A 26,013-nucleotide genomic window follows, 5' to 3' on the forward strand; every position below is an offset into this window, starting at 1 on the left:
ACATAGAGCGTTAGTAAGGAGTTAACAATGATTGAAATTGTTTCAGAAAAATACTTTCATTTAATGAATGAACATAGCAGTTATCTGTTTTATATAATGGAGAACCAGCAATTAGGCCATTTATACTATGGCAAGCCTTTAGGAAAATTGACAGAAGCAGATTTGAGCTATCTTGTTGAACGGACTAATAAGTCTGCCGGAACAGTGAAATACTCCAGTGAAAACGGCTTGTTTACCTTAGCTGATAGACAGCAGGAATACCCAGTCTATGGGTCCAGTGATTTTAAAACAGGAGCAATCGATATTTTCATAGATGAAACACCTCTGTATTTGGATTTCAAAGTAAAAGGCTATGACATAATCAATGAGAAAAAACGTTCTTTGGACCGACCAAGAACCTATGGTACATCTGAAAAGGTGGAAACACTCTCCATTTTATTGGAGGATGAGCCACATCAAATCGCCCTAACGCTGAACTATTCAATCTTTGAAGATTCTGCTGCTATTGTGCAAAGTCAACGCCTTGAAAATTTGGGAAAGACACCTGTGAAGATTCAAAAAATGTTAAGTGGGATTTTAGAGCTTCCTACGGCTGACTATGAATTTATCCATCTATCTGGCGCTTGGCTGAAAGAACGTCACGTGAAGCGTCGATCTCTTGAGCAAGGAACTGTTTCGGTGGGGTCCTTAAAAGGTGCATCTGGTCATCAGCATAACCCGTTTATTGCACTACAGGCAAAAAATGGTTCTGTAACTACTGGTGAAGTCTATGGTCTTAATTTTCTGTATTCAGGAAATTTTACTGGACAGGTAGAGGTTGATGAATGGGACAAGACACGTATGATGCTTGGGATCAACCCTGAGTATTTTTCGTGGGAATTAAAAGAAAAGGAAGTATTTGAAACGCCGGAAGCTGTTTTATTGTATAGCTCAAACGGATTGGATGAGCTTTCTAGAAGATACGCTGAATTTATCGAAACGCATATCATTGATAAAAAGTGGCAGAAAAAAGAGCGCCCGATTGTTTTCAATAACTGGGAAGCAACTTACTTTGATTTTACGCATGAAAAGCTGCTTGGGTTAGCCGAGACAGGAAAGCAGCTAGGAATGGAATGCTTTGTCTTGGATGATGGCTGGTTTGGCAAGAGAAATGCTGACAGAGGGTCACTGGGTGATTGGTGGTACGATGAAGAAAAATTTCCTAACGGTATTGGCGCATTTGCCAAAGATATCCATCAGCTGGATTTACAGTTGGGTATCTGGTTTGAGCCGGAAATGGTTTCACCAGATAGCGGCATTTATAGAGAGCATCCCGACTGGGTCGTTCGTCATCGAGGAGAACGAGTTTCTGTTGGTCGGGGACAATATGTTTTAGATTTTGCCAATCCCAAAGTTGTAGATCATGTTTATCAGCAGATGAGAAAAATCATTGTTGAAACGAAGTTGGAATATATCAAATGGGATATGAATCGCAATATAACAGAAGCTTACTCTGAGTATCTAAGACAACAAAACATTTCCCAAACGGAATTTTTCCATCGCTATATTTTAGGCGTGTATTCGTTGTATGAGAAAATCTTGACGGACTTCCCTGATCTCTTGATTGAGGGCTGTGCAGGTGGCGGAGGTCGGTATGATTTAGGGATTTTGTTCTATAGTCCGCAAATCTGGCCAAGTGATGACAGCGACGCAGTGGAACGTCTAGCTATTCAGACAGGCACGTTGCTGGCTTATCCATTATCAAGCTTTAGCAATCACGTTTCAGCTAGTCCAAATCATCAGGTCGATCGTGTGACAAGCTTAACGATGCGGCAAAATGTGGCGATATTTGGCCCATTGGGGTATGAATTGGACATTTCTGCATTGACTACTCAAGAAAGGAAAACGATAAAAGAAAAGATTTCCTTTTATAAAAAACATCGTCAGTTGCTTACGCAAGGTTCTTTTTACCAATTGATCGAAGCAGGCAGTAATGAAGTAGCATGGGGTGTGGTCGATGAAGCAAAAGAAGAAGCAATTATTGGTTTTTATAGAATTTTAGCTAAACCCAATAATCCTGCATTGGAATACTTCAAAATCCCTTTTCTTTCTGAAGACAAAACATACCGAATCAATGAAAGAGAGCAAGCAAATGGCCGAATATTGAAACAGCTTGGACTCAGAAAGCCTTATCAGTTCAATGGTGCGAATCATGAACAGGCGCAAGTCACTGGTGACTTTCAATCCTATATCTATCATCTTCAAGCAGTCGAAGAATAAAAGGGAGAATAACTATGACAAAATTGGATAAAGAACAGCGGTTTTTACACGGTGGTGATTATAATCCAGATCAATGGCTCGCTGATCCGGATGTTCTTCAAGAGGATATTGAGCTAATGGAGGAAGCTAAGATAAACACAGTCACTGTTGGCGTATTTTCATGGTATGCATTGGAGCCAAGCGAAGGCGAGTTTGTGTTCGATTGGTTGGATGATGTCTTTGAAAAAGTAGATAAAATGGGTGGCAAGATTATTTTAGCAACACCAAGCGGAGGTAGACCACAATGGTTAAGTGAAAAATATCCGGAGGTCAATCGCACGGATGCTTATGGTCAAAAGCATCATCATGGCTTTCGTCACAATCATTGCTACTCTTCACCAATTTATAGAGAAAAAGTTCAGCGGATCAATCGAAAGCTGGCAGAACGCTATGGGAAGCATCCTGCATTATTGATGTGGCATATTTCCAATGAATATTCTGGTGAATGCTGGTGCGACTATTGCCAAGAAAATTGGCAAAAATGGGTGAAGAATAAATATCAGCATTTGGACAAAGTAAACGAAGCTTGGTGGATGAATTTCTGGGGCAGTCGTTACAGTGATTGGTCCCAAGTAACACCGCCCAGCCCTTTAGGAGAAACGAAGGTTCATGGGATGGACCTGGATTGGAAACGATTCGTAACAGATCGAACGATCGATTTTTATCAAGCAGAAATTGAGCCATTGCGAGAGCTGACACCTGATATTCCAGTGACGACCAATTTTATGGCAGAAGGACATGATAACCATGATTTTATTCCTTTAGAAGGCTTGGATTATGGTAAATTTGCAAAATATGTAGATATCGTCAGCTGGGATAGCTATCCTGATTGGCATAATAATTATGAGTCACTGGCGGAAACGGCGATGAAATCTGCCTATGTTCACGATCAATATTGGTCTTTAAAGCATAAGCCGTTTTTAGTTATGGAATCAACGCCTAGTGAAGTCAACTGGCATCAGTTTAATAAATCGAAACGGCCAGGTGTTCATATGCTGACCTCATTTCAGCAATTGGCACATGGATCAGATAGTACATTGTATTTTCAATGGCGCAAGTCTCGCGGCAATTCAGAAAAATTTCATGGTGCAGTAATTGGCCATGATCAGTCAGCAGAAAATCGAGTATTTAAAGAGGTGGCAGAATATGGAGCACGTCTGGAAAACCTCACAGAAATCAAAGGGAGTGGGAAAGATGTTCGGGTAGCAATCCTTTTTGATTGGGAGAGCAATTGGGCGTTAAAACGAGGCGGAGGATTTGGGCGTCCAACGCGAAAGTATCCTCAGACACTTCAAGAACATTATGCCGTTTTTTGGGAAAAAGATATTGCTGTAGATATTGTTCCCTCTAGTCATTCACTGGAAAATTATGATCTGGTGATCGCTCCTATGCTCTATTTGATGACCGAAGAAACCATGGCGAAACTGGAAGAATATGTAAAAGCTGGCGGGTGCTTGATTTCCAGCTACTTTACAGGAATGGTGAACGAAAACGACCTATTGTATTTGGGAGGATTGCCAGAGCCGTTACAAAAAATCTTTGGCTTAGATGTAAAAGAACTAGATACTTTATATCCGGAAGAAACGAATTCCTTTGTATACAACGAGGAACAGTTTTCAATTCATGATTATTCAGCAGTTGTTTCGGTTGAACGAGGAGAAGTACTCGCCTCTTATCAGGAGGAATTTTATTCAGGCTCTCCGGTAGTTGTGAGAAATACGCTTGAACAAGGGGAAGCCTATTTCCTTGCGGCAAGAACGGAACGTGACTTTTTACGGGTCTTTTATTCTGAGCTGATTGAAAAATTGGAATTGGCTAATACACTTATTGATAATCATGATCCGGAGGTATCCGTTCAAAAAAGAAGAACGAAGGACACCGAATACTACTTCATAATGAATTTTTCTGATAAAGAAAAGAGTGTTGGCATAAAAAGTGCTGTGAAGGATATGGAAAGCAACGAAATGCTTGAAGGGCTACTTGCGCTAAAGGGGTATGAGGTTCGGATTGTTGCAAAGAATGTTCAGATATAGCTAATCAGACAGAATTTCAGAGAGTTGGTCAAGCTTTTTTAGTCAAATAGCTTTCTATAAATTAGATATAAAGTAGAAAAAGGTTTAGAAGATCGATGTCATCATTTATCTGTCTTCTGAACCTGTTTGACTACAATAGTAACTCTCGCCGGTTGCTGCCAATCCTGTTGTTGCTAGATAAAGTCGGATTATTTACTAAGTGAATAACCAAATCTGCCATGTTTTTTCGAGGAGCATCATGTTCATAGGAAGCTCTTTTTTGAGGTCATTTTGAATGAAAAGGCTATTATTCGTTTGCCTATAGAAAAGTGGCTGCACCATGCATAATTCACTTAGAGTAACTTTTTATTTTAATTATGTCACGGGCATCTTCAGTTAGTTTTGTCGATCGTTGAAATTCCACTTGACTTTCATGAAAATCTCTAGTAGTTTATATATAATATTGAAAATCAATGAGGGAACGAGTAATTTTCTTGTTTGTGTTAAAAGAGAGAGAGGCCTTGGCTGAAAGCAGCTCCGCAAAAGAAAGCGAAAGACATTCCTGAGATGAGTGGAAGAAAAGCCATTCCGTTACGAGCGTTAATCGTTGAGATGAAAGAGTAATCTTTCAAATTAGGTGGTACCGCGTATGAATGATTCATTCGCCCTTGTAGATGATACAAGGGCGAATTTTTTTGTTTATCAGAAACAGTAGAGAATATTTACGGCTTCTGATTAAATAACGATCAGTGACCAAGAATTTGGTAAAGAATACAAAGCTCGTCAGCTATTGTCACCATCGATTAGAGGATTCAGTGAGAAAGAAATGGAGGAAGATCAAATGAATTATGAAAAACCAAAAGGCACTTATGATCTACTGCCAGGCACTACAGAAAAATGGCAATTTATTGAAGAAACAGCACGTCTAATTTTCAGAGACTACCAATACCAAGAAATGCGGACACCGATTTTTGAGCATTATGAAGTGATTGCGCGAAGTGTTGGTGATACGACGGATATCGTTTCTAAAGAGATGTACGATTTTTATGATAAAAAAAATAGACATGTGACCTTGCGTCCGGAAGGAACTGCACCGGTCGTTCGGGCTTTTGTTGAGAACAAGCTGTTTGGCCCTGAATATGCAAAGCCATATAAAACATATTACGTGGGACCAATGTTCCGTTATGAACAACCACAAGCAGGACGGCAACGTCAATTCCACCAAATCGGTGTTGAAGCATTTGGTAGTGATAATCCTGCAGTGGATGTGGAAAGCATGGCAATGGCAATGGATTTCTTTAAGCAATTGGGCATCAGTGAAATCAAGCTGGTTATCAATTCTCTAGGAGATAAGGAAAGTCGTGCTGCATACCGTCAAGCGTTGATTGATTACCTTGAGCCAAAAGCTGAAGAGCTTAGTGAGGATTCAAAACGTCGCTTACACGAGAACCCATTACGTGTATTAGACAGCAAGGATAGAAAGGACAAAGCAATCGTTGCCGATGCACCGTCTATTCTAGATTACTTGAATGAACCATCCAAAGCACATTTTGATGCTGTCATGCAAATGCTCGATGAATTGGAAATCCCTTATGTTATCGATCAAAACATGGTTCGTGGACTGGATTACTATACACACACGATTTTTGAAATCATGAGTGAGGCGAAAAAGATGGGCTCCCAGTCAACTATTTGCGCCGGTGGACGTTACGATGGGCTGGTTGAAGAACTAGGCGGACCAGAAACACCTGGTTTTGGTTTTGCGATGGGGATCGAGCGGATTCTGCTTACATTGGAAGCAGAAGAAATCATCATCCCTGAAATCAACGAGATTGATGCCTATGTCGTAGGGATAGGAGCAGATACGAATCTTGCCTCATTGAAATTAGTACAGGCAATCAGAAATTTTGGCTTCTCTGCGGATCGTGATTTCATGAATCGGAAACCAAAGGCACAGTTTAAAACGGCTGCGAAGCTAAATGCGAAGCTAGTGTTAACGATCGGTGAAAGTGAATTGCTTGAGGGAATCGTTAATGTGAAAAATATGGCTAGTCGCGAAGAAAAAGCGTTTAAGCTGACAGATATTTATGAACGCTTCAGCGAAGTATATGATGAGATGACAACAATCATGTTTGACTAATGATTCAGTAGGTACTAGGTACGATGAAAAAACCAAAGCAAAGTAACAGAAGCTAGAGTAAACAGAGGAAATCTGTTTAGAAAAAAGCAGAAACTAAAAAATGAATGGTGTCAAAGAAGAAAGGGTGGCTATTTTATGGCAGAACGTACAATATATTGTGGCGAAGTAACAAAAGAGTTTGTAGGCAAGGAGGTTGTTCTTAAAGGGTGGGTGCAAAAGCGTCGTGACCTTGGGGGCGTAATCTTTATTGACTTGAGAGATAGAGAAGGAATTGTTCAGGTGGTATTTAACCCAGAACGCTCGAAAGAAGCGTGGGAAATTGCGGATACATGCCGTAGCGAATATGTGATTGAGATTGTTGGTGAAGTAGTATTGCGGGATGCAGAAGCAATCAATCCTAAGATGCCTACTGGTGAATTTGAAGTGATGGCTTCTGATATCACTATTCTGAATAAGGCAAAAACACCACCGTTTATCATTGAAGATGACAACAACGTGAGTGATGACATTCGTATGAAATATCGTTATTTGGATCTACGTCGTCCGGCGATGACAGAGAATTTCAAGCTGCGTCATCAAGTGACAAAATCGATTCGTCATTACCTTGACGATCAAGCGTTTATGGATGTAGAGACACCGTACCTTGGGAAATCTTCTCCAGAAGGTGCTAGAGATTATTTGGTGCCGTCTCGTGTGCATGCAGGGCATTTTTATGCATTACCTCAATCGCCACAAATCTTTAAACAACTATTAATGGGTGCTGGTTTTGACCGATATTATCAAATTGTTCGCTGTTTCCGTGATGAAGACCTTCGTGGTGATCGTCAGCCTGAATTTACACAGGTGGATATTGAAACGACATTCCTAACTGCAGAAGAAATCCAGACAATGACAGAAGAAATGCTGGCGAAGGTGATGAAAGAAGCGAAAGGTATTGATTTGCCGTTACCATTCCCACGCATCAGCTATGATGAAGCAATGGCCCGCTACGGAAGCGATAAACCTGATACTCGTTTTGATATGGAATTGATCGATATTGCTACGGTTGTGAAAGACGTAGAATTTAAAGTATTCCAAATGGCTCTGCAAAGCGGCGGACAGGTAAAAGCACTGAATGCAAAAGGTGCTGCTGCTAAATATTCACGTAAAGATATGGATAATTTGGGTCAGTATGTCAGCCAATTTGGTGCGAAAGGCTTGGCTTGGCTGAAAGTGGAAGAAGATGGCTTGAAAGGCCCAATCGCTAAATTCTTGACGGATGTAACCGATGAGCTGATCAAAGTGACGAATGCTGAAGTTGGCGATTTACTCATGTTTGGTGCGGATACAGCAGCAATTGTTGCTGCTTCTCTAGGAGCGATCCGTTCACGTATGGGGAAAGAGCTTGGTTTGATTGACGAATCGAAATTCAATTTCTTATGGGTGGTAGACTGGCCGCTATTTGAATATGATGAAGAATCCAATCGTTATGTTTCTGCCCATCATCCATTCACATTACCAAGAGAAGACCACATCGAACTATTAGCGACAGCACCGGAAAAAGTCTATGCGCAAGCCTACGATGTTGTGCTGAACGGATACGAGTTAGGTGGCGGTTCGTTACGTATTTACCAACGTGACTTACAGGAAAAAATGTTTGAGACACTAGGATTGGATGCAGAGCTAGTGCAGGATCAATTCGGTTATCTGTTGGATGCGTTGTCGTATGGCTTCCCTCCACATGGTGGAATTGCTTTGGGCTTGGATCGTCTGGTCATGTTACTTGCCGGGGAAGAAAATATTCGTGAGGTCATCGCTTTCCCTAAAAACGGAAAAGCGGCTGATCCAATGAATAACGCACCAAGTACAGTTTCTCCGTTGCAGTTGTTTGAATTGAATCTTGATGTTACAGCAATAGAAGAATAAACAATTTTCCATATAATAAAACAGCGACTCGCTTCTTATCCCGAAAAGGATAAGAAGCAAGTCGCTGTTTGTGTTTATAAAATAGCATTTCGGAGTTCGTTCATCAGAAATTCGATGGACTGATCAATCTGCAGCTCTTTTCGATGGACCATAATTACCTTGTTTTTTAATGGAAAGTTTCTGATTGCTTTAACGACCATCGAAGCTGGTATTTCCTTTACAAAGGATTCGACAGTTAAAACGATGCCTAATTGAGCTTTGCCATACTCTAGACAAGCATAATGATTGCTTAGCTCACAAATAATGTTTGGAACAATGTGACGCCTCTTCATTTCTTCATCGATCCTCGTACGTAAATACATTTCCTTTTCAAGCAAGATCAATGGTTGGTTTTCAAGATCCTCCAAGACGATTTCGTCTTTGTCAGCAAGTTCATGTGAACAGGGAATCGCTGCGACAAATTGTTCTTCGAAGAGAAGTTCAGTGGTTAGTTCTCCAATTTCTTCTGTTTGATAAACAATACCGATATCGATTTGGTGATCGAGCACTTTTTTTATAGTTCGATGAGTGGAGAATTCGCTGACATGGAGAGAAACATCTGGAAACATATCAGTGAAGGTTTTGAATACTTCTAATAGCAGGTGGCTGCCGGAAACGCCTAAATGAATCGATTCTCTTTCAAGTCCTTGAAAATAACGCATTTCTTCTCTTGTTAAAACCAATTCATCATAGATTTTGGTCGCTCGTTGAAGAAAAACAAGACCTGCTTTAGTCAAGAAGATGCGTCGCCCTCTTTTTTGAAAGAGGATGACACCGAGTCTCTGCTCAAGCGCTTTGATTTGCTGGCTCAATGAGGGTTGAGAGATTCCAAGACGCTCAGCGGCTTTACTGTAATGTAGCTCTTCACTCAGAATGATAAATGATTCGATTTGTTTTGTATTCATCACAATCTCCATATCCATAAGATTTTCCTATAGGAATGATATGTTTTTCCTTATTGTTAGTCAACGCTTTTCTGACTATTATAACACTTGTGAAATACTTAACATAGGAGGAGAACAAATGACTATCAAAGTGAATCGATGGGCAATGCTTGCAGCACATGTCTGTATCAATTTTATTTTAGGTGGTGTCTATGCATTCAGCTTTTTCAAAAATCCACTGATGGATGCTTACCACTGGGACCCGGCATTATTAGCCTTGGCTTTTTCAATTAACATGGGGATTATTCCAATTCCAATGATTCTTGGCGGAAAAATGATCGACAACGGAAAAGGAAAATGGGCAATTGTTATCGGGTGTTTATTATTTTCATTAGGGTTCATTTTATCTGGATTTGTAACAACTTTACCAATGCTCTTATTAACGTATGGATTAATCACTGGTTTTGGCTCTGGACTGGCATTTACAGGTAATCTGAATAATATTTTGAAATTCTTCCCGGATAAACGTGGCTTAGCAAGTGGAATCGTGCTGTCCGGTGTTGGTGTGGGAACATTATTGTGTACACAGTTGGCTGAATTTTTCTTGAATAAAACAAATGATATCAGTCAATCATTGCTTTATCTTGGGATCGTGTACTTAGTTGTTGTCTTTGTCGTTCAATTCTTTATTCAAAGCGCTCCGGCAAAGGATAGTGGACAAATTCCAGACTCACCAATGGACAAGGATTACAAAGAAATGCTGAAAGACAATCGCTTCTGGGTATTATTCCTGATTCTTTCATTGGGTGTATTTGCAGGAATGGTTATCAGCTCAAGCTCTGCTCAGATAGGAATGGGGCAATATGGTTTAACAAGCGGCGCTCTAATTGTAAGCTTGGTGTCGATTTTCAATTCTGCGGGTCGCCTATTTTGGGGTGGAGTCTCAGATAAGCTTGGTAGTTATCGTGCATTGACTTTGGTTTATGTTGTATTAGGAATTTGCATGGTATTCCTGTTGATTTTCTCAGGGAATACAGCGGTTTTTTATGTGTCAGCTTTAGGAATTGGTTTTGCCTATGCTGGTGTATTAACAATTTTCCCAGGATTAACAAGTCAAAACTTCGGAATGAAGAATCAAGGGATGAACTATGGCTTCATGTATTTTGGTTTTGCAGTAGGAGCGATTGTAGCACCGTATGTTACAGCGGCTATAGCAAAAAGTACAGGTTCATATAACGCATCATTCATCTTATCCATTGTATTGTTATTAGCTGGAATCGTATTGATTCGTATGATGGAAGTTGGTTTTGCGAAAGCCATGAAAAAAGAAACAGAAGCATAGAAGGAGAGAAGAAGGAATGAAAATCGCAATTGCAGGTGCAGGTGCAATGGGGAGCCGTTTTGGCTTTATGTTGACAGAAGCCGGCCATTCAGTTACATTTATCGATCCGTGGAACGAGCATGTAGAGAAAATCAATCAAGAAGGCTTGCTGGTAGAAACTGACGCTGGCTCAAGGAAGTACAAGATATCAGCAGTACTACCTGATCAAGTAGGTAGTAGCTATGAACTGATCATTCTATTTACAAAAGCGATGCAGCTGGAAGGGATGCTTAAACAAATTCAAAGTATACTATCAGAAGATACTGCATTGTTGGTTTTATCCAATGGGTTGGGCAACATTGAAACGATCGAGGAGTATGCCGGACAATCTGCTATCTATGCTGGTGTGACATTGTGGTCTTGTGAGCTGGAGGGACCAGGTCATATCCGTGCAACAGGATCTGGCAACATCGAGTTTCAACCAATCAAAGAAAAAGATGCCGCAGTAACTACTGAAATTCTAAATGTATTGAATCAAGCAAAATTAAATGCAGAAATCAGTCAGAATGTATTACTATCTATCTGGAAAAAGGCTGCATTCAACAGTGTGTTGAATACGTACTGTGCGTTACTTGACTGTAATGTTGGTCAATTTGGCAGTAGCAATCAAGCAATGGCATTAAGCAAGGCGGTTGTTTACGAGTTTGTTCAAATTGCTGAAGCAAAAGGCATTGCACTAACTGCTGAAATGGTTCTTGCTACTGTTGAGAAAGTATTTGATCCGGATCAAAGTGGGGATCATTTCCCTTCAATGCATCAAGATATTGCTAAACGCAGAAAGACGGAGATTGATTATTTAAATGGTGCCGTAGTGAAGATGGGCGAAGCCTTGAATATCCCAGTACCAGTGAATCATCTTTTGACTGCATTAATGCATGAAAAGGAAGATATTCTGAAGATAAAATAGAATCAGAGAGCATTTCTGCAGCTGTTAGCGCGTGTAACTAACAGCTGCAGTTTTTAGTATTCACTCATAGGTAAAATAAAGTTCTGCTGAAAAAGGTATTAATTATATAGTAGGAAAAGCCGGTTTCTACTTTAAATTATATGACTTATGCTTACACTCTGGAAAAAGTAAATAAAGTAGTGTAGTATACAATAGCATATAAAGAAATGCTTGAAGAGGTAGGTTACAGACCATATGAAAAAGGCAATTGAAAGTATCCCTGTCAACGACTATACAACAAAACTATCTGTTTCTATTGTTTATGCCATTTTGGCATCCATTGCGATGAACTTTTTTTATCAGCCTGGAAATATTTATTCTAGTGGGATCACAGGACTGGCTCAAATTTTAACAACACTTTCGACGAGAACTTTAGGCTTCAATGTTCCGGTTTCTGTCACATTGTTTGCGTTGAATGTGCCGCTGTTCTTTCTTGCTTGGAAGAAAATTGGAAAGAAGTTTACGATTTTTACTTTTATTACAGTTGCATTGACTTCTGTGTTTATGCAGATCGTCCCAGAAACTACCCTGTCAGATGACCCGATTATCTGTGCGATTTTTGGTGGTGGTGTCATGGGTGCTGGGATTGGCTTTGCATTGAAAAATGGACTGTCATCTGGTGGCCTGGATATTTTCAGCATTACGATCCGCAAAAAAACAGGACGGTCCATTGGCTCGATTTCTATCTATTTTAATGCACTGATTGTATTTGTTGCCGGGTATCTATTTGGTTGGCAGTACATGTTTTATAGTGCGTTATCGATCTTTGTCAGTGGTAAGGTAACCGATGCAGTCTACACGAAACAAAAGAAAATGCAGGTCATGATCATTACAAAAAATCCAGAGGTTGTGATCGATGCCATCCAAGAAAAGATGCGTCGTGGTATCACGATTATTCATGAAGCTGAGGGTGCTTATAACCATGACAAGCAGACAGTGTTAATAACAATCGTTACGCGCTTTGAATTGCCATCGCTTGAAGCTGCGATGAAGAAGGCTGATCCATCGGCTTTTGTCAGTATTTCAGATAACGTAAAAATTCTCGGTCGTTTTTACGAAGAAGAGCTATGAAGAAGAAAAACACCGACTTTCAAGAAAAAGGAAGCCGGTTTTTTTATACAAATTTTGAAAGAAAATTGTGTTTACAAATACAAAGGAATCCAGTGAGGAAAAAGTGACACCTCCTCTTTTGGTCCCTAGAAAAAAACTGAACGCTTTTCCTTGAAAAGAAGCATGAAAACTGCTAGAATATCCTTGTGAGGTTAAAAAAGTCTTTTAACTGAAAATCACAGTGAGAAAGGCTTCATTATTTTTTTACCATTCATAGGTCGTTTTTAGTCATACTTGGACGTTTTATGACCAACGGAGGAGTCAATCATGCTGGAAGAATTGAAAATGATCGAAGCAGTTGCTCCGGATATGCTTGATGTGATGCAGGAAAGATATCATATTTTACGGAATATCTATTGGATGCAGCCAATCGGAAGAAGAAGTCTCTCAGAAAGCATGGGACTGACAGAACGTGTCTTACGTACTGAGACCGATATGCTCAAGCAGCTTCAGTTGATCAAAACATCAAAAAGCGGTATGACATTAACCGAAAAAGGTCTTGAAGTGTATCAAGGACTTGAGAAAATGATGAATTTACTTTTCGGCATTCAGAAGATTGAAATTGAGATTGCACAACTATTTGGGATTCAACGTTGCATCGTTGTTTCAGGAAATAGTGACAATCAGAGAAAGATTCTGGATGAGTTTGGTGAGGTATTGACCCATTCGTTAGATATGCTTCTACCGGAGGATAACAATATCATTGCTGTGATGGGCGGAACTACAATGGCTCAGGCAGCAGAACACATGGGAACTCTTGAATCAGAAAGACGACATAATCTTTTCGTACCGGCAAGAGGCGGTATCGGTGAGGCTTTAACTGTTCAAGCAAACTCGGTAAGTGCTGTGATGGCACATAATACCGGAGGACAGCATAGAGCATTATATATCCCGGAACAGCTGAGTAAAGAAACCTATGACTCCTTATTACAGGAGCCGTCCATTCAGGAGGTTTTAGAGCTGATCAGCCATTCGAACGCAGTTGTTCATAGTATTGGACGAGCATTGCATATGGCAGCCAGAAGAAAGATGTCGGATGAAGAGTTGATTATGCTGAAGCAGAAGAATGCAGTAGCAGAGTCATTTGGTTATTTCTTCAATGAGCAAGGTGAAGTAGTATATAAAGTACCGCGAATCGGTTTGCAATTGAAGGATTTACAGAACATCCCATACGTGATAGCATTAGCTGGAGGAAAGACAAAGGCTAAAGCAATACGCGCATACATGAAAAATGCACCTGAACAAACGTGGCTCATCACTGATGAAGCTGCCGCAAATGAGATTTTAAAAGGGGCAACCCTTTAAAATAAAAATTTTTGATTTTCATAAGGAGGAAATCTTTAATGACAGTTAAAGTAGGTATTAATGGATTTGGACGTATCGGACGCTTAGCATTCCGTCGTATCCAAGATGTAGCAGGAATCGAAGTAGTGGCAATCAATGACTTGACAGACTCAAAAATGTTGGCTCATTTGCTGAAATATGATACAACTCAAGGACGTTTCAACGGAACAGTTGAAGTTCACGAAGGATCTTTCAACGTAAACGGCAAAGAAGTTAAAGTTCTTGCTAACCGTAACCCTGAAGAATTACCATGGGGCGACTTAGGTGTAGATATCGTTCTTGAATGTACAGGTTTCTTTACTTCAAAAGAAAAAGCTGAATTACACTTAAAAGCTGGCGCTAAACGCGTTGTTATCTCTGCTCCTGGTGGTAACGATGTACCAACAGTTGTTTACAACACAAACCATGATATTTTAACTGGTAAAGAAACAGTTATCTCTGGTGCTTCTTGTACAACGAACTGTTTAGCTCCTATGGCTAAAGCTTTACAAGACAACTTTGGTGTTGTTGAAGGTCTTATGACTACAATCCACGCTTATACAGGTGACCAAATGACTCTTGACGGACCACACCCTGGTGGAGACTTCCGCCGTGCGCGTGCTGCTGCTGAAAACATCGTTCCTAACACAACTGGTGCTGCTAAAGCAATCGGTTTGGTTATCCCAGAATTGAACGGTAAATTAGACGGAGCTGCTCAACGTGTTCCTGTAGCAACTGGTTCATTAACTGAATTAGTTTCTATTCTTGACAAAAAAGTAACTGTTGAAGAAGTAAACGCAGTTATGGAAAAAGCAGCAAACGAATCTTATGGTTACAACACTGACCAAATCGTTTCTTCTGATATCGTGGGTATGACTTTCGGATCATTATTCGATGCTACTCAAACAAAAGTTATGACAGTTGGCGATCAACAATTGGTTAAAACAGTTGCTTGGTACGATAACGAAATGTCTTACACTGCACAATTAGTTCGTACTTTAGAGTACTTCGCTAACCTATAATTTCTACATCAAGTTAGAAATTGATAAAATAGCGTAATAATAAGCGGGGAAGCAACGCGCTTCTCCGCTTATCTTTTTATGAAATACCCACAAAGTGGTAGAATAGACAGCGACAGAGGAATTCTCTATGAGAGTTTTCTGCCGCGATCAATTATATAAATCGTGTTAAATTATTCCTTACTTGGGGAACAACCTTAGTTTTAATACAAGCATAGGGATAGTAATTGCAGTTTATTGATTTAACAGAATTTATATAATATACAGGAGGGAAATTTACGAATGGCTAAAAAGACAATCAAGGATGTAGATTTAAAAGACAAAAAAGTATTAGTTCGTGTGGATTTCAATGTACCGTTGAAAGATGGCGTCATTACGAATGACAACCGTATCGTTGCGGCTTTACCAACAATCAAGTATGTGATCGAAAACGGCGGAAAGGCAATCCTTTTCTCTCATTTAGGTCGTGTAAAAACAGAAGAAGACAAAGCGGGCAAATCATTAAAACCAGTTGCTGAACGTTTAGGCGAGCTACTTGGCAAACCTGTAACATTTGTACCTGAAACTCGTGGTGCGGAATTAGAAGCTGCTGTTAATAATATGAAAGACGGCGACGTTTTAGTATTTGAAAACACTCGTTTTGAAGATATTGATGGGAAGAAAGAAAGCGGAAATGATGCTGAGCTTGGTAAATACTGGGCTTCATTAGGCGATGTATTCGTGAACGATGCTTTCGGTACAGCTCACCGTGCGCATGCTTCTAACGTAGGGATTGCGTCTACTGGTATTACAACAGTAGCTGGTTTCCTTATGGATAAAGAAATCCAATTTATCGGTGAAGCTGTTGAAGCACCAAAACGCCCATTTGTAGCGATTCTTGGTGGAGCAAAAGTTTCTGATAAAATCGGTGTTATTGAAAATCTGATTGCTAAAGCTGATAAAATTTTAATCGGTGGCGGAATGACTTATACATTCTACAAAGCAAAAGGAATCGAAATCGGAAATTCTCTAGTTGAAGAAGATAAAGTAGCTTTGGCAAAAGAATTGATCGAAAAAGCTGGCGACAAATTAGTATTACCTGTCGACTCTGTATGTGCAAAAGAATTCAGCAACGATGTTGAAACAGTTGTAACTGACGGAGAAGCTGTTCCAGAAGGATACATGGGCTTAGATATCGGACCTAAATCAATTGAGCTGTTCACAAAAGAATTAGCAGGCGCTAAAACTGTTGTATGGAATGGACCAATGGGTGTATTTGAAATGAGCAACTTCGCTAAAGGAACAATCGGTGTATGTGAAGCAATCGCTAATCTTGAAGATGCAACGACAATCATTGGTGGTGGCGATTCAGCAGCTGCAGCAATCCAATTAGGCTTTGCCGACAAATTCACGCACATCTCAACAGGTGGCGGCGCAAGCTTAGAATTACTTGAAGGTAAAACATTACCAGGACTAGCAGCGATTAACGATAAATAATAAAAGCTTAGCGATTCGGTAAGCTCCAAGCAAATTAGGAAATTTATATAAAGGTGCCCTTTGCCTTTACTATAAATTTATCTATTTGTCGAAGAGATTGAATCGAGAAGCTAGATAATAGTAAAAGTGGAATGAGCTCGATCAGCTTTCAAGCAAATTAGGAAAATATTCAAGAATTCAAAAAAATTCTTAGAAAATTTTGTCTATTTGTCGAAGGAAGCTAGCTCATACAGCTAGATAATAATAAAAGCTTAACGATTCGGTAATCTTGAAAATCGAGGTATGGAATCATCAGAGCCTCTTTGTAACAACACAAAAGAAAAGGACGTGTTCTAATGCGTAAACCAATTATTGCCGGTAACTGGAAAATGAACAAAACTGCTAAAGAAGCGAAAGAATTTGCTGAAGCAGTAAAAACAAAAATTCCTGCTAATGATAAAGTGGATTCAGTGATTGGTTCTCCAGCACTCTTCTTACAAGAGCTAGTTGAAGCAGCTAAAGGAACTGAATTGAAAATTTCAGCTCAAAACTGCTACTGGGAAAATAGTGGTGCATTCACTGGAGAAACTTCTCCGGCAGCACTTTCTGACTTAGGTTTGGACTATGTAATCATTGGTCACTCTGAACGTCGTGAGTATTTCCATGAAACAGATGCGGATATCAACAAAAAAGCAAAAGCAATTTTTGCTAACGGTATGATCCCAATCTTCTGTTGTGGTGAATCTTTAGAAACATACGAAGCTGGTAAAACAGCTGAATGGATCGAAGGACAAATCACTGCTGGTTTAGAAGGCTTAACAGATGGACAAGTAAGTAATCTTGTTATTGCTTATGAACCAATCTGGGCAATCGGAACTGGTAAATCTGCGGATGCAACGATCGCTGATGAAATCTGTGGTGTTGTTCGTAAAACCGTTGAAAAATTATATGGCAAAGAAGTATCTGAAAGCGTACGTATCCAATACGGCGGTTCAGTGAAGCCAGAAAACATTGCTGAATATATGGCGAAAGAAAATGTTGATGGTGCATTGGTCGGCGGAGCAAGCCTTGAAGCAGATTCATTCTTAGCATTATTGGATGCTGTGAAATAATTCAGCATAATTCCTCTGCAAAAACTGCACAAAATGAATTTATTTCATAAAGATAGAAGAAATTCATTGCTAACTTGCGGAAAATTAACTACAATCGTAATTAAGGGAGAATCCCCTTAGTATAAAAACATTTTAAAGGAGAGACAAAACATGTCAATTATTACTGATGTATATGCTCGCGAAGTCCTTGACTCACGCGGTAACCCAACAATCGAAGTAGAAGTATACACTGAAAGCGGAGCTTTTGGCCGCGGAATGGTTCCTTCAGGAGCTTCAACTGGTGAATACGAAGCGGTTGAATTACGCGACGGCGACAAATCTCGTTACCTAGGTAAAGGGGTTACTAAAGCAGTTGACAACGTAAACAACATCATCGCTGAAGCAATCATTGGTTACGATGTTCGTGATCAAATGGCTATCGACAAAGCTATGATCGATTTAGATGGAACTCCTAACAAAGGTAAATTAGGTGCGAACGCTATTCTTGGTGTTTCTATCGCCGTAGCTCGTGCTGCTGCTGACTACCTTGAAGTACCTTTATACCACTACTTGGGCGGATTCAATACAAAAGTATTGCCAACTCCAATGATGAACATCATCAACGGTGGATCTCATGCTGACAACAGTATCGACTTCCAAGAATTCATGATCATGCCTGTAGGCGCTCCTTCATTCAAAGAAGGTTTACGTATGGGTGCAGAAGTATTCCACGCTTTGGCTGCTATCTTAAAAGCTAAAGGTTTAGCTACTTCAGTAGGTGACGAAGGTGGTTTCGCTCCTAACTTAGGTTCTAACGAAGAAGGCTTTGAAGTAATCATCGAAGCTATCGAAAAAGCTGGTTATGTACCTGGTAAAGATATCGTTCTTGCTATGGATGCTGCAGCTTCTGAATTCTACGACAAAGAAAAAGGTGTTTACGTTTTAGCTGATTCAGGTGAAGGCGAAAAAACAACCGAAGAAATGATCCAATTCTACAGTGACTTAGTTGCTAAATACCCAATCATCTCTATCGAAGATGGATTAGATGAAAACGACTGGGATGGCTTCAAGAAAATGACTGAAGTTATGGGCGATAAAGTTCAATTAGTTGGTGACGACTTGTTCGTAACAAACACAACTAAATTGGCTGAAGGTATCGAAAAAGGTATCGCTAACTCAATCCTTATCAAAGTGAACCAAATTGGTACTTTGACTGAAACATTCGAAGCGATTGAAATGGCTAAAGAAGCTGGCTACACTGCAGTTGTATCTCACCGTTCAGGTGAAACAGAAGATTCTACAATCTCTGATATCGCTGTTGCAACAAACGCTGGACAAATCAAAACTGGTTCTCTTTCACGTACTGACCGTATTGCAAAATACAACCAATTACTACGTATCGAAGACCAACTTGGTGAAGTTGCTCAATACAAAGGGTTGAAATCTTTCTATAACCTTAAAAACAAATAATTATTTATAAATGATTCACCCCTCGGAAATTTTTTTCGGGGGGTGTTTTTTGCTGTGAAAGATACGATAAAAATTTAGTTTTCTTGATACAAGATCTCTGTTTATTTAAATGCTGGTCAGATTCATTGCAACTTTCAGACAGTACCTTTTATAGAAGAAGCGAAGTGAGACTTTCTTAAATTAGTTTATCATCATGCACAAAAGCAGAGACTGCTAGAGAACTTTCAACAGTCAAAAAAATATAAGGTTGAAATAGCTTGATGAAATCTCAGTTTCGTTGAAGAAGTTCGCTTTTTTGGTTGGCTAAATTTTTGATGGTTTTTACAAGCAGTTGAAGATCGATTTTATGGATATCATTTGGGATATAGATCCGTGGGATATTCTCTTTAGAAAATGCATTATCCTGTACAACGCTATTACCCACAATCATATCTACAGACAATTGGTGTTCAAATCGATGAACAAATTGAACATGTAAATAAGGTGACAGCAAGTTTGTTAGGTTCTTTATATAAATTTCTTCTGTTACAGTAGATAAATCCATTTCTGAGCGGATTAAAATAAGCGGCTCAAAATCAGTCGGCTGATTGAGCAAGGCGTAAGCTTCGCATAGTCTTAAGAGAAGAACCCTGTTTCTTGTCAGAGTATTCTTTGTAGCAAGCTGCTTTAATCGATTTTTGATAGCTGGAATCAGGTTTGGATAGGTTTGACCAATATAACTGAGATAGTCAAAACCTTTTGCCGTTGTTCCAAAATTTTTAAATATATCTTCCGTAAGAAAACCAATTAGGATTGTTCCAAAATACAATTTTTTTGAGAACTCAAAGGTAAGTTTTGTGCTAACATTCAATTGATCAAAGGCAATATATTCCTCATATAGTGGATAAATACTAGTATTCATTTTCTTATGGCCGATAATACTTTTTTCCAAAAAGCGATCGATTGTATAAAATTGGGGTTTTGTTTGTAAAATAAGTGCAAAATAATGACATTCATCCTCTGAGAGATAAAACTGATTTTTTAAACTAGCAACACTCTTTTCGAAATCAGTAAATATGGATTTATTAAGCTGTTCTGTATATATGGGAAGATCAGAAAGCCTGACTGTTTTAGATAAATGAAATCTTGTCAAATTGAGAGCTAATACATAGGTCAGTTCAATAATTGTCGTCTCATTTAATGTTAGAAAAGGAAGCATATGTTCATTTACATAGCTGCGGATTTTTTGCTCGTTCACAAAGGGAAACGGCCAGCCTAATCCGCGGTACAGCTTCCAAAAAAAGATATAGCCCAGATACCTTATTTGTGGTTCCGGACCTTGTAACGATAGGAATCCTTTTGATAAAGCTATTGAAATATTTAATCTTGAAAATACATGATTGAGTTTACGTATTCTTCTCAGAAGGGTGTACTCACTGATAAATTGCTTTGTAGTGAATTTTTTTAAAGAAATTTCCGGTTCGAAAAATAATTTCTCCATTAAAGCGTAAATATAAGAATTTTTAATAACCAAGTAGACGCATTTCTGAAAACTATTGCCATCTCCTGAGAAAGAGTAACCTTTTCCTTTAGAAAAAATAAGGAGCTCTTGAAGCTCTGGGTCAGTACTGTTCTTAAGTAAAACTTGCCAGTCTTTCATATATTTTTGAACGGTTTTTCTTTCCAATGACGTATGATCAGAAAGCTCGCTTATGGTCAACCAATCTTGCCTGTTTTGAAGCTGTTCCAACAAGATGAGCATCGAGTTTGTTGGTGTATCAAAGATACGATAATAATCCATCGGAATCCCCCCATTTTCAGTATAGACTCAAAGTAGAGATTCTTCAAAATAATTAACCATAAGAACTGAAAGAAAAGGAATTATTTTTTAATATAAGTGTAATTTTTTTTATAGCACAGCTATGAATGATATAAAATTACAAAATAAAATAAATTGTAAACTTCTTTTTTCTATTTTTCCACTATTGTATTTACAAGAAGCGAGTTTGCAACAGTAATAGAAATTGGAAGTAAAGTAATTTTCTAACATTTTTAGGTAATAGAAACAATGAAAGAAGAATGTGGTGATTTGTCCTATTCTATGCAATAAGGAGGAGAACAATGATTGAGGAATTTTGGCAAGCGTATCTTGCAACGGTAGATGAAAAGAGCGGTATAGCAGATCAACTGTATCAATCCTGGCATTTTATGACGGATGATCCAAAGGATGAAGCGTTTGCGGATGAATTGACAGAACTTGTAAAAAATGGTGAGAAAACGGCTACGGCTACTCTTGCGTACATCTATGAAAGGAATCAGGAGCCCATGCCGCAAGTTGGCAGTTATCACATCCTAACAACATTTGCTGGAAGACCAACAAATGTTGTCCGAGTGACAAAAACCTCTTGCGTTCCCTTTTCCGAGGTATCTGCTGAACATGCTTATTTGGAAGGCGAAGGTGATCGTTCTCTTGCCTATTGGCGAGCGATTCACCACTGTTTTTTTACAGAGCTTATGGAGAGTTTTGATAAAGAATTTTCCGAGGATTTAATGGTTCTTTGTTTTGAATTTATCGTCGTTTATTAAGGAGAATTTGTAAGGACTAGCATAGTAAAATAATAGAACTTGATTACGTAGTAAATCTGAGAGGATGCTTTATGAGCATCTGTATAACGAACGTTTTTCGCTATACAGGTCACTAAGTGCAGGTGCCAACATATTGAGAATTGCGTGAGAAATCATTTCAGTTGAACTTTTGAACCCGGACTGGAACCAAGTCTCTACTAACGCAGCGACACCTTTTGTCATATAAGTGGCATAGAATTCAATAATATCGGGTGCAAATTTGATAAAAAATACTTGTGGAAGTGCTGTTAGAAAATGTTGATAGTATTGATCATAAAGAATGTCCATAAATTGTATACCACTGTTTTCAGAAAGAAGCCCTGTGATCAGCGCTTCTTTTTCTTTAAAGAAAGCAGCAATTTCAAGCGTATTTGGAAAGAGAGTATTTTTTATTTGATCAGTATCTGACATGTCGATACCATTCAAAAAAGAACTATTTCTTTTTTGAATAGTGCTGAAGCCTTCTATGATTTCTGATACCAAAGAATCAATGATTTCTTCTTTATTTTGAAAGTAATTATAGAAAGTTACTCGACTGATATAAGATTTATTGGCAATTTCTGTAATCGTAATCGATCCGATATGTTTTGTTTGGAGTAGGGTTAACGTACTCATTTTTATGAGGTTCGTAATATCATGATTTTCCATTTATAGCCCTCCTTATTTTTTGTAGGTTCTCTTGCGCTACGAGAAAGAAGAGGATTTAAGCTTATCGATTTTCGAAGAGAGAGAAGTGTTTTCTAATAAATCCGTATTTTTTTGATATATATAATAAAATAACTTAAAAAAATAGAATATATCTACCGAAAATCGGATGATAATTGTCCGTTTTTTGTGAATTCTGGCTGTTGAACTGTTCAAACAAGTATTTAGAGAATAAAAGAAAACAATTATACCTTTAAATGAAAGCTTCTATTGACTTGTCACTAAAAGAAAAAAACATACTATATTATTAATATCACAGCATTTCATGTTAGAAGTTTACAAAAACGTTAGAAATGTAAATTTATTTTTGAAAAAAATTTTATATTATTTGTTTGAAGAGGAGAATTAGTGCAAAGGGAAAATTATTCATACATAGATACACATGAATTTGCTTATTGTCAAAACTCTTATCAACTTAAAATAATAATTAGAGTTATAAGTGCATTAGGATCAGGAGGATTTGGGAGATGAAAAAAAAGAAGTTTCTATATGCAAGTCTGTTATTGTTGCTCAATTTAGCTGCGGTAAAAAATGGTTATGCAGTAGAACAATCAACAACGGAACAAGCAGTAATGAACAACAGGTTTGCGAATAGTGAGAGAAGTGACATAAATGCTTTGACAGATACCTTACTTTCAGGAAATTATGGGAGTGGTGTCGAAGAGGGGGAATGGACCTTTGATAGCGATACTGGCATATTGGTTTTGTCAGGCGGAAGGTTACCAACTGGAAGTAATAAGACTTGGGAAAAAACTATAAATAAATCAATTGTAAAAACGATCCGCTTTGAGAATGGGGTGAAAGCGAGTCGTGACATGGGCAGCTACTTCTCTATGTATAGAGAATTGGTTACAGTTGAAGGAGTACTGGATACAAGTGATACAACTAGCTTTGATTCTTTATTCTATTATTGCACAAAACTATCAAGTGTCGATTTAAGCAGCTTTGATACTGCAAAAGTAACGAATTTTAGATGGATGTTCATGTATTGTAGTGCTTTAACAACTTTGGATGTTACGGGTTTTGATACTGGAAATGCCGAAAATATGGCACAAATGTTTTATGGGTGCAGCAGTTTGACTGCTCTTGATATCAGTAGTTTTGATACTGGAAAAGTAACCAACATGACAGAGATGTTTAGGGATTGCAGTAACCTAATATCGCTTGATGTGAGCCATTTCACAACTGACAATGTGACTGGTATGGGTGGGATGTTTTTTAATTGTAGTTCTTTAAGTAGTCTAGATATTACGAATTTCAAAACAAGCAAAGTAACGAGTATGGCACAAATGTTTTATGGCTGTAATAAAATTATGAGCCTTGATGCCAGCGGCTTTGATACGTCACAGGTCGTTAACATGTCTGGCATGTTTATAGCTTGCCGAGAACTTACAGTATTAGATGTTTCAAATTTTTCTACCAATAAAGTGACAAACATGAGTAGTATGTTCTACAACTGTTCGAAATTGGAAAAGTTGGAAATTGGTGGCTTTGATACCAGTAATGTGACAACTATGAGTAGTATGTTTTTTGAATGTGCAAGCCTGACTGAAGTGAATACTGCAAATTTTGATACATCAAATGTGGTGGATATGAGTCAGATGTTTCGCGGGTGTAAAAGTCTATCAAAAATAGAAGTAGCCTCGTTTAATACAAACAAAGTGACAGATATGGCTTCTATGTTTCAGGACTGTTCCAGTGTTACTGCTTTGGCAATTGAAGGATTCAATACAGAAAATGTCATAACAATGACCAATATGTTTTACAATTGTCAAAACGTGAAAAATTTAGATGTTACTGCGTTTAATACGGCAAAGACAACTGCAATGGACGGGCTGTTTGCCTTGTGCAGCAAGCTCGAAGCGATTGATGTCAGTCATTTTAATACTGAGAATGTGACGAATTTAAGTTATATGTTTGATAGCTGTAGTAGTTTGACAGAACTTGACATATTAAATTTTAATACTTCAAAGGCTGAAGGAATGAGAGGGATGTTTCGCAATTTGACCGTAGAAGAATTAGAGGTAGGGCATTTTGATACTGCGAATGTAAAGATGATGGACAGTATGTTCGAGGGGTGTATCAATGTGAAACAGTTAAACATCAGTGGCTTTAATACCGCAAAAGTTGAGAGAATGAATAAGATGTTTCTAAATTGTAAAAGCATAACCGAATTGGATGTCACTAATTTTGAAATGGGCCAAGTACGGTATGCTGAATATATGTTTGCTGGATGTGAAGCATTGACAACACTGGATTTCTCTAATAAAAATTGCGAGAATATTTTAAATGCGCAAGTAATGTTTGCTTCACTAACGGATTGTCTTGAACTAAATCTAACAAATACAAGATTTGAGAAAAATAGAGATTTTTCTTATATGTTCTCATTTAATCCTAAAATTACTGAATTAGATTTGGCTGGTTTTTCTACAAGCTATGCAACGAATATGGATAATATGTTCCAGCATAATCAGAGCTTGAAAACATTAGATCTTGCCTCTTTTGATACAAGCTCAGTCGTTACAATGAGGTATATGTTTAGGTATTGTACAGCATTGACGGATTTAAATGTTACTTCGTTTGATACACGAAAAACGACACAAATGCCGGCTATCTTTGCAAATTGTTCTAGTTTGAAACAATTGGATGTCAGTTCTTTTGATACAACTAATACGACAAACATGGACTATATGTTTCAAGGATGTAAGAGTTTAACTAGTTTAGATGTCGATCACTTCAATACAGAAAAAACATTGTATATGAGCTATATGTTTGCTGATCTTGATTTGAAAGAGCTGAAATTGCCCAACCTTAATAATAGAAATTCTAGATCTAATACTGGTGTATTTTCTAAAAGTGATTTTATAGAAGTAATAACTTTAGGAAAAGACATCCTCATGTATGATTATATGTACTTGCGAGAGTTGCCTATTTCAGTTGACTATACTGCGTATTGGTATGATCAAGACAATGTTCAACTTTCTTCAACATCAGAGCTGGTTGCTTATCACAATGCAAATGGAAAAGAAAATACGTATCGAATTGGTTATATCTATACGTTGAATTTTGAGACCTATGGCGGAACGACGATACCAAGTCAAGATATTTTAAATGATCCGAATATTGCTCAATATTGGACAGAACCGGCTGGGTCAGTGAAGGAGAATCATCAATTCCTTGGTTGGTACACCAGTCCGGAATACACAGAAGTATTTGATTTTTCAAAGGAAGCAGTAAGATCTATGACAGCATATGCTAAATGGATCGAGGCCTATACAGTAGAAATTCCAGCAACGCTTTCCTTAAACGATGACACTGCGATTACTATTAAGGGAACCAATAGAGGGCTTGAAAAAACGTTGAAGGTTGTGTTGTCTAAAACTGAAAATGAGTTATCTGATGCCAATGAGTTTATGCTAATGAATGAAGAAGATCCGGCAGTGACCTGTACGACACAATTGACTTGGGCTGACACTGGAGAATCTGAGACAGTGTTGATTGTGGAACCAACGCAATTATTAGGTAGTGAGGTCGAAAAAACAGCGGCTATCGATTTCACTCTGCCAGTGAATCCTCAAGCTGGAAGATACAGCAATACACTGACATTTAAGGTTACGTATAATTAAGGAGG

The 26,013-nt window shown here is 38.4% G+C and carries 17 protein-coding genes; 14 read left to right on the forward strand and 3 right to left on the reverse strand.

Annotation, left to right across the window (positions count from 1 at the left end; translation table 11 throughout):
* Positions 1-27 precede the first annotated feature (27 nt).
* The 4 genes from A5888_RS20000 to aspS all read left to right on the forward strand — a co-directional run bounded on the left by A5888_RS20000 (position 28) and on the right by aspS (position 8,355).
* Positions 28-2,259 carry an alpha-galactosidase gene (locus A5888_RS20000; protein ID WP_086349207.1) on the forward strand — a complete coding sequence of 744 codons (2,232 nt, stop codon included), beginning with the start codon at positions 28-30 and terminating at the stop codon, positions 2,257-2,259.
* Between the two features lie 14 nt (positions 2,260-2,273).
* A complete protein-coding gene (locus tag A5888_RS20005; RefSeq protein WP_086349208.1) occupies positions 2,274-4,331 on the forward strand; it encodes a beta-galactosidase in 2,058 nt (685 codons plus the stop codon).
* Between the two features lie 820 nt (positions 4,332-5,151).
* Complete coding sequence (gene hisS, locus A5888_RS20010; protein ID WP_086351174.1) at positions 5,152-6,450, forward strand: histidine--tRNA ligase; 1,299 nt, start codon at positions 5,152-5,154, stop codon at positions 6,448-6,450.
* A 135-nt stretch (positions 6,451-6,585) separates the two neighbouring features.
* Positions 6,586-8,355 carry an aspartate--tRNA ligase gene (aspS, locus tag A5888_RS20015; RefSeq protein WP_086351173.1) on the forward strand — a complete coding sequence of 590 codons (1,770 nt, stop codon included), beginning with the start codon at positions 6,586-6,588 and terminating at the stop codon, positions 8,353-8,355.
* A gap of 74 nt (positions 8,356-8,429) precedes the next feature.
* On the opposite strand, the gene A5888_RS20020 is transcribed toward aspS, so the two are convergent.
* Positions 8,430-9,299 carry a LysR family transcriptional regulator gene (locus tag A5888_RS20020; protein WP_170924771.1) on the reverse strand — a complete coding sequence of 290 codons (870 nt, stop codon included), beginning with the start codon at positions 9,297-9,299 and terminating at the stop codon, positions 8,430-8,432.
* 118 nt (positions 9,300-9,417) lie between these two features.
* On the opposite strand from A5888_RS20020, the gene A5888_RS20025 reads away from it, so the two are divergent.
* The 8 genes from A5888_RS20025 (at position 9,418) to eno (ending at position 19,073) form a co-directional block, all read left to right on the forward strand.
* Complete coding sequence (locus tag A5888_RS20025) at positions 9,418-10,620, forward strand: L-lactate MFS transporter (RefSeq protein WP_086349210.1); 1,203 nt, start codon at positions 9,418-9,420, stop codon at positions 10,618-10,620.
* A gap of 16 nt (positions 10,621-10,636) precedes the next feature.
* Positions 10,637-11,566, forward strand: a complete 930-nt coding sequence (locus tag A5888_RS20030; protein ID WP_086349211.1) for an oxidoreductase — start codon at positions 10,637-10,639, stop codon at positions 11,564-11,566.
* A gap of 234 nt (positions 11,567-11,800) precedes the next feature.
* Positions 11,801-12,676: a YitT family protein gene (locus A5888_RS20035; protein ID WP_086349212.1), complete on the forward strand. Its 876-nt coding sequence runs from the start codon at positions 11,801-11,803 to the stop codon at positions 12,674-12,676.
* A 306-nt stretch (positions 12,677-12,982) separates the two neighbouring features.
* Complete coding sequence (locus tag A5888_RS20040) at positions 12,983-14,020, forward strand: sugar-binding transcriptional regulator (protein WP_086349213.1); 1,038 nt, start codon at positions 12,983-12,985, stop codon at positions 14,018-14,020.
* Positions 14,021-14,058: 38 nt separating this feature from the next.
* Entirely contained in the window at positions 14,059-15,060 is a 1,002-nt protein-coding gene (gene gap / locus A5888_RS20045) for a type I glyceraldehyde-3-phosphate dehydrogenase (protein WP_086349214.1), read from the forward strand.
* 279 nt (positions 15,061-15,339) lie between these two features.
* Positions 15,340-16,533, forward strand: coding sequence for a phosphoglycerate kinase (locus A5888_RS20050; RefSeq protein ID WP_086349215.1), 1,194 nt, complete (start codon positions 15,340-15,342; stop codon positions 16,531-16,533).
* A gap of 335 nt (positions 16,534-16,868) precedes the next feature.
* Positions 16,869-17,624: a triose-phosphate isomerase gene (gene tpiA / locus A5888_RS20055; RefSeq protein ID WP_086349216.1), complete on the forward strand. Its 756-nt coding sequence runs from the start codon at positions 16,869-16,871 to the stop codon at positions 17,622-17,624.
* Positions 17,625-17,774: 150 nt separating this feature from the next.
* Entirely contained in the window at positions 17,775-19,073 is a 1,299-nt protein-coding gene (eno, locus tag A5888_RS20060; protein WP_086349217.1) for a phosphopyruvate hydratase, read from the forward strand.
* Positions 19,074-19,341: 268 nt separating this feature from the next.
* Here the strand turns inward: eno and A5888_RS20065 are convergent, their stop codons facing one another.
* Positions 19,342-20,853 carry a helix-turn-helix domain-containing protein gene (locus tag A5888_RS20065; protein ID WP_086349218.1) on the reverse strand — a complete coding sequence of 504 codons (1,512 nt, stop codon included), beginning with the start codon at positions 20,851-20,853 and terminating at the stop codon, positions 19,342-19,344.
* A gap of 320 nt (positions 20,854-21,173) precedes the next feature.
* Here A5888_RS20065 and A5888_RS20070 point away from each other — a divergent pair, with 320 nt between their 5' ends.
* Positions 21,174-21,638 carry an ASCH domain-containing protein gene (locus tag A5888_RS20070; RefSeq protein ID WP_170924773.1) on the forward strand — a complete coding sequence of 155 codons (465 nt, stop codon included), beginning with the start codon at positions 21,174-21,176 and terminating at the stop codon, positions 21,636-21,638.
* Between the two features lie 69 nt (positions 21,639-21,707).
* On the opposite strand, the gene A5888_RS20075 is transcribed toward A5888_RS20070, so the two are convergent.
* On the reverse strand, positions 21,708-22,325 hold the full coding sequence (locus A5888_RS20075; RefSeq protein WP_339101804.1) for a TetR/AcrR family transcriptional regulator: 618 nt from the start codon (positions 22,323-22,325) through the stop codon (positions 21,708-21,710).
* Between the two features lie 524 nt (positions 22,326-22,849).
* Between A5888_RS20075 and A5888_RS20080 the strand changes: the two genes are divergently transcribed.
* Positions 22,850-26,008, forward strand: a complete 3,159-nt coding sequence (locus A5888_RS20080; protein ID WP_086349221.1) for a BspA family leucine-rich repeat surface protein — start codon at positions 22,850-22,852, stop codon at positions 26,006-26,008.
* Positions 26,009-26,013 lie beyond the last annotated feature (5 nt).

It is taken from the genome of Enterococcus sp. 9E7_DIV0242, assembly GCF_002140975.2.
Classification (GTDB): Bacteria; Bacillota; Bacilli; order Lactobacillales; family Enterococcaceae; genus Enterococcus_L; species Enterococcus_L clewellii.

What these genes read in the sequence shown, in the direction of transcription:
- A5888_RS20075 (WP_339101804.1), bottom strand. Translation starts at nt 22,325, where the DNA reads ATGGAAAATCATGATATTACGAACCTCATAAAAATGAGTACGTTAACC.
- A5888_RS20030 (WP_086349211.1), top strand. Translation starts at nt 10,637, where the DNA reads ATGAAAATCGCAATTGCAGGTGCAGGTGCAATGGGGAGCCGTTTTGGC.
- aspS (WP_086351173.1), top strand. Translation starts at nt 6,586, where the DNA reads ATGGCAGAACGTACAATATATTGTGGCGAAGTAACAAAAGAGTTTGTA.
- gap (WP_086349214.1), top strand. Translation starts at nt 14,059, where the DNA reads ATGACAGTTAAAGTAGGTATTAATGGATTTGGACGTATCGGACGCTTA.
- A5888_RS20005 (WP_086349208.1), top strand. Translation starts at nt 2,274, where the DNA reads ATGACAAAATTGGATAAAGAACAGCGGTTTTTACACGGTGGTGATTAT.
- eno (WP_086349217.1), top strand. Translation starts at nt 17,775, where the DNA reads ATGTCAATTATTACTGATGTATATGCTCGCGAAGTCCTTGACTCACGC.
- A5888_RS20050 (WP_086349215.1), top strand. Translation starts at nt 15,340, where the DNA reads ATGGCTAAAAAGACAATCAAGGATGTAGATTTAAAAGACAAAAAAGTA.
- A5888_RS20035 (WP_086349212.1), top strand. Translation starts at nt 11,801, where the DNA reads ATGAAAAAGGCAATTGAAAGTATCCCTGTCAACGACTATACAACAAAA.
- A5888_RS20025 (WP_086349210.1), top strand. Translation starts at nt 9,418, where the DNA reads ATGACTATCAAAGTGAATCGATGGGCAATGCTTGCAGCACATGTCTGT.
- A5888_RS20070 (WP_170924773.1), top strand. Translation starts at nt 21,174, where the DNA reads ATGATTGAGGAATTTTGGCAAGCGTATCTTGCAACGGTAGATGAAAAG.
- tpiA (WP_086349216.1), top strand. Translation starts at nt 16,869, where the DNA reads ATGCGTAAACCAATTATTGCCGGTAACTGGAAAATGAACAAAACTGCT.
- A5888_RS20040 (WP_086349213.1), top strand. Translation starts at nt 12,983, where the DNA reads ATGCTGGAAGAATTGAAAATGATCGAAGCAGTTGCTCCGGATATGCTT.
- A5888_RS20000 (WP_086349207.1), top strand. Translation starts at nt 28, where the DNA reads ATGATTGAAATTGTTTCAGAAAAATACTTTCATTTAATGAATGAACAT.
- A5888_RS20080 (WP_086349221.1), top strand. Translation starts at nt 22,850, where the DNA reads ATGAAAAAAAAGAAGTTTCTATATGCAAGTCTGTTATTGTTGCTCAAT.
- A5888_RS20020 (WP_170924771.1), bottom strand. Translation starts at nt 9,299, where the DNA reads ATGAATACAAAACAAATCGAATCATTTATCATTCTGAGTGAAGAGCTA.
- hisS (WP_086351174.1), top strand. Translation starts at nt 5,152, where the DNA reads ATGAATTATGAAAAACCAAAAGGCACTTATGATCTACTGCCAGGCACT.
- A5888_RS20065 (WP_086349218.1), bottom strand. Translation starts at nt 20,853, where the DNA reads ATGGATTATTATCGTATCTTTGATACACCAACAAACTCGATGCTCATC.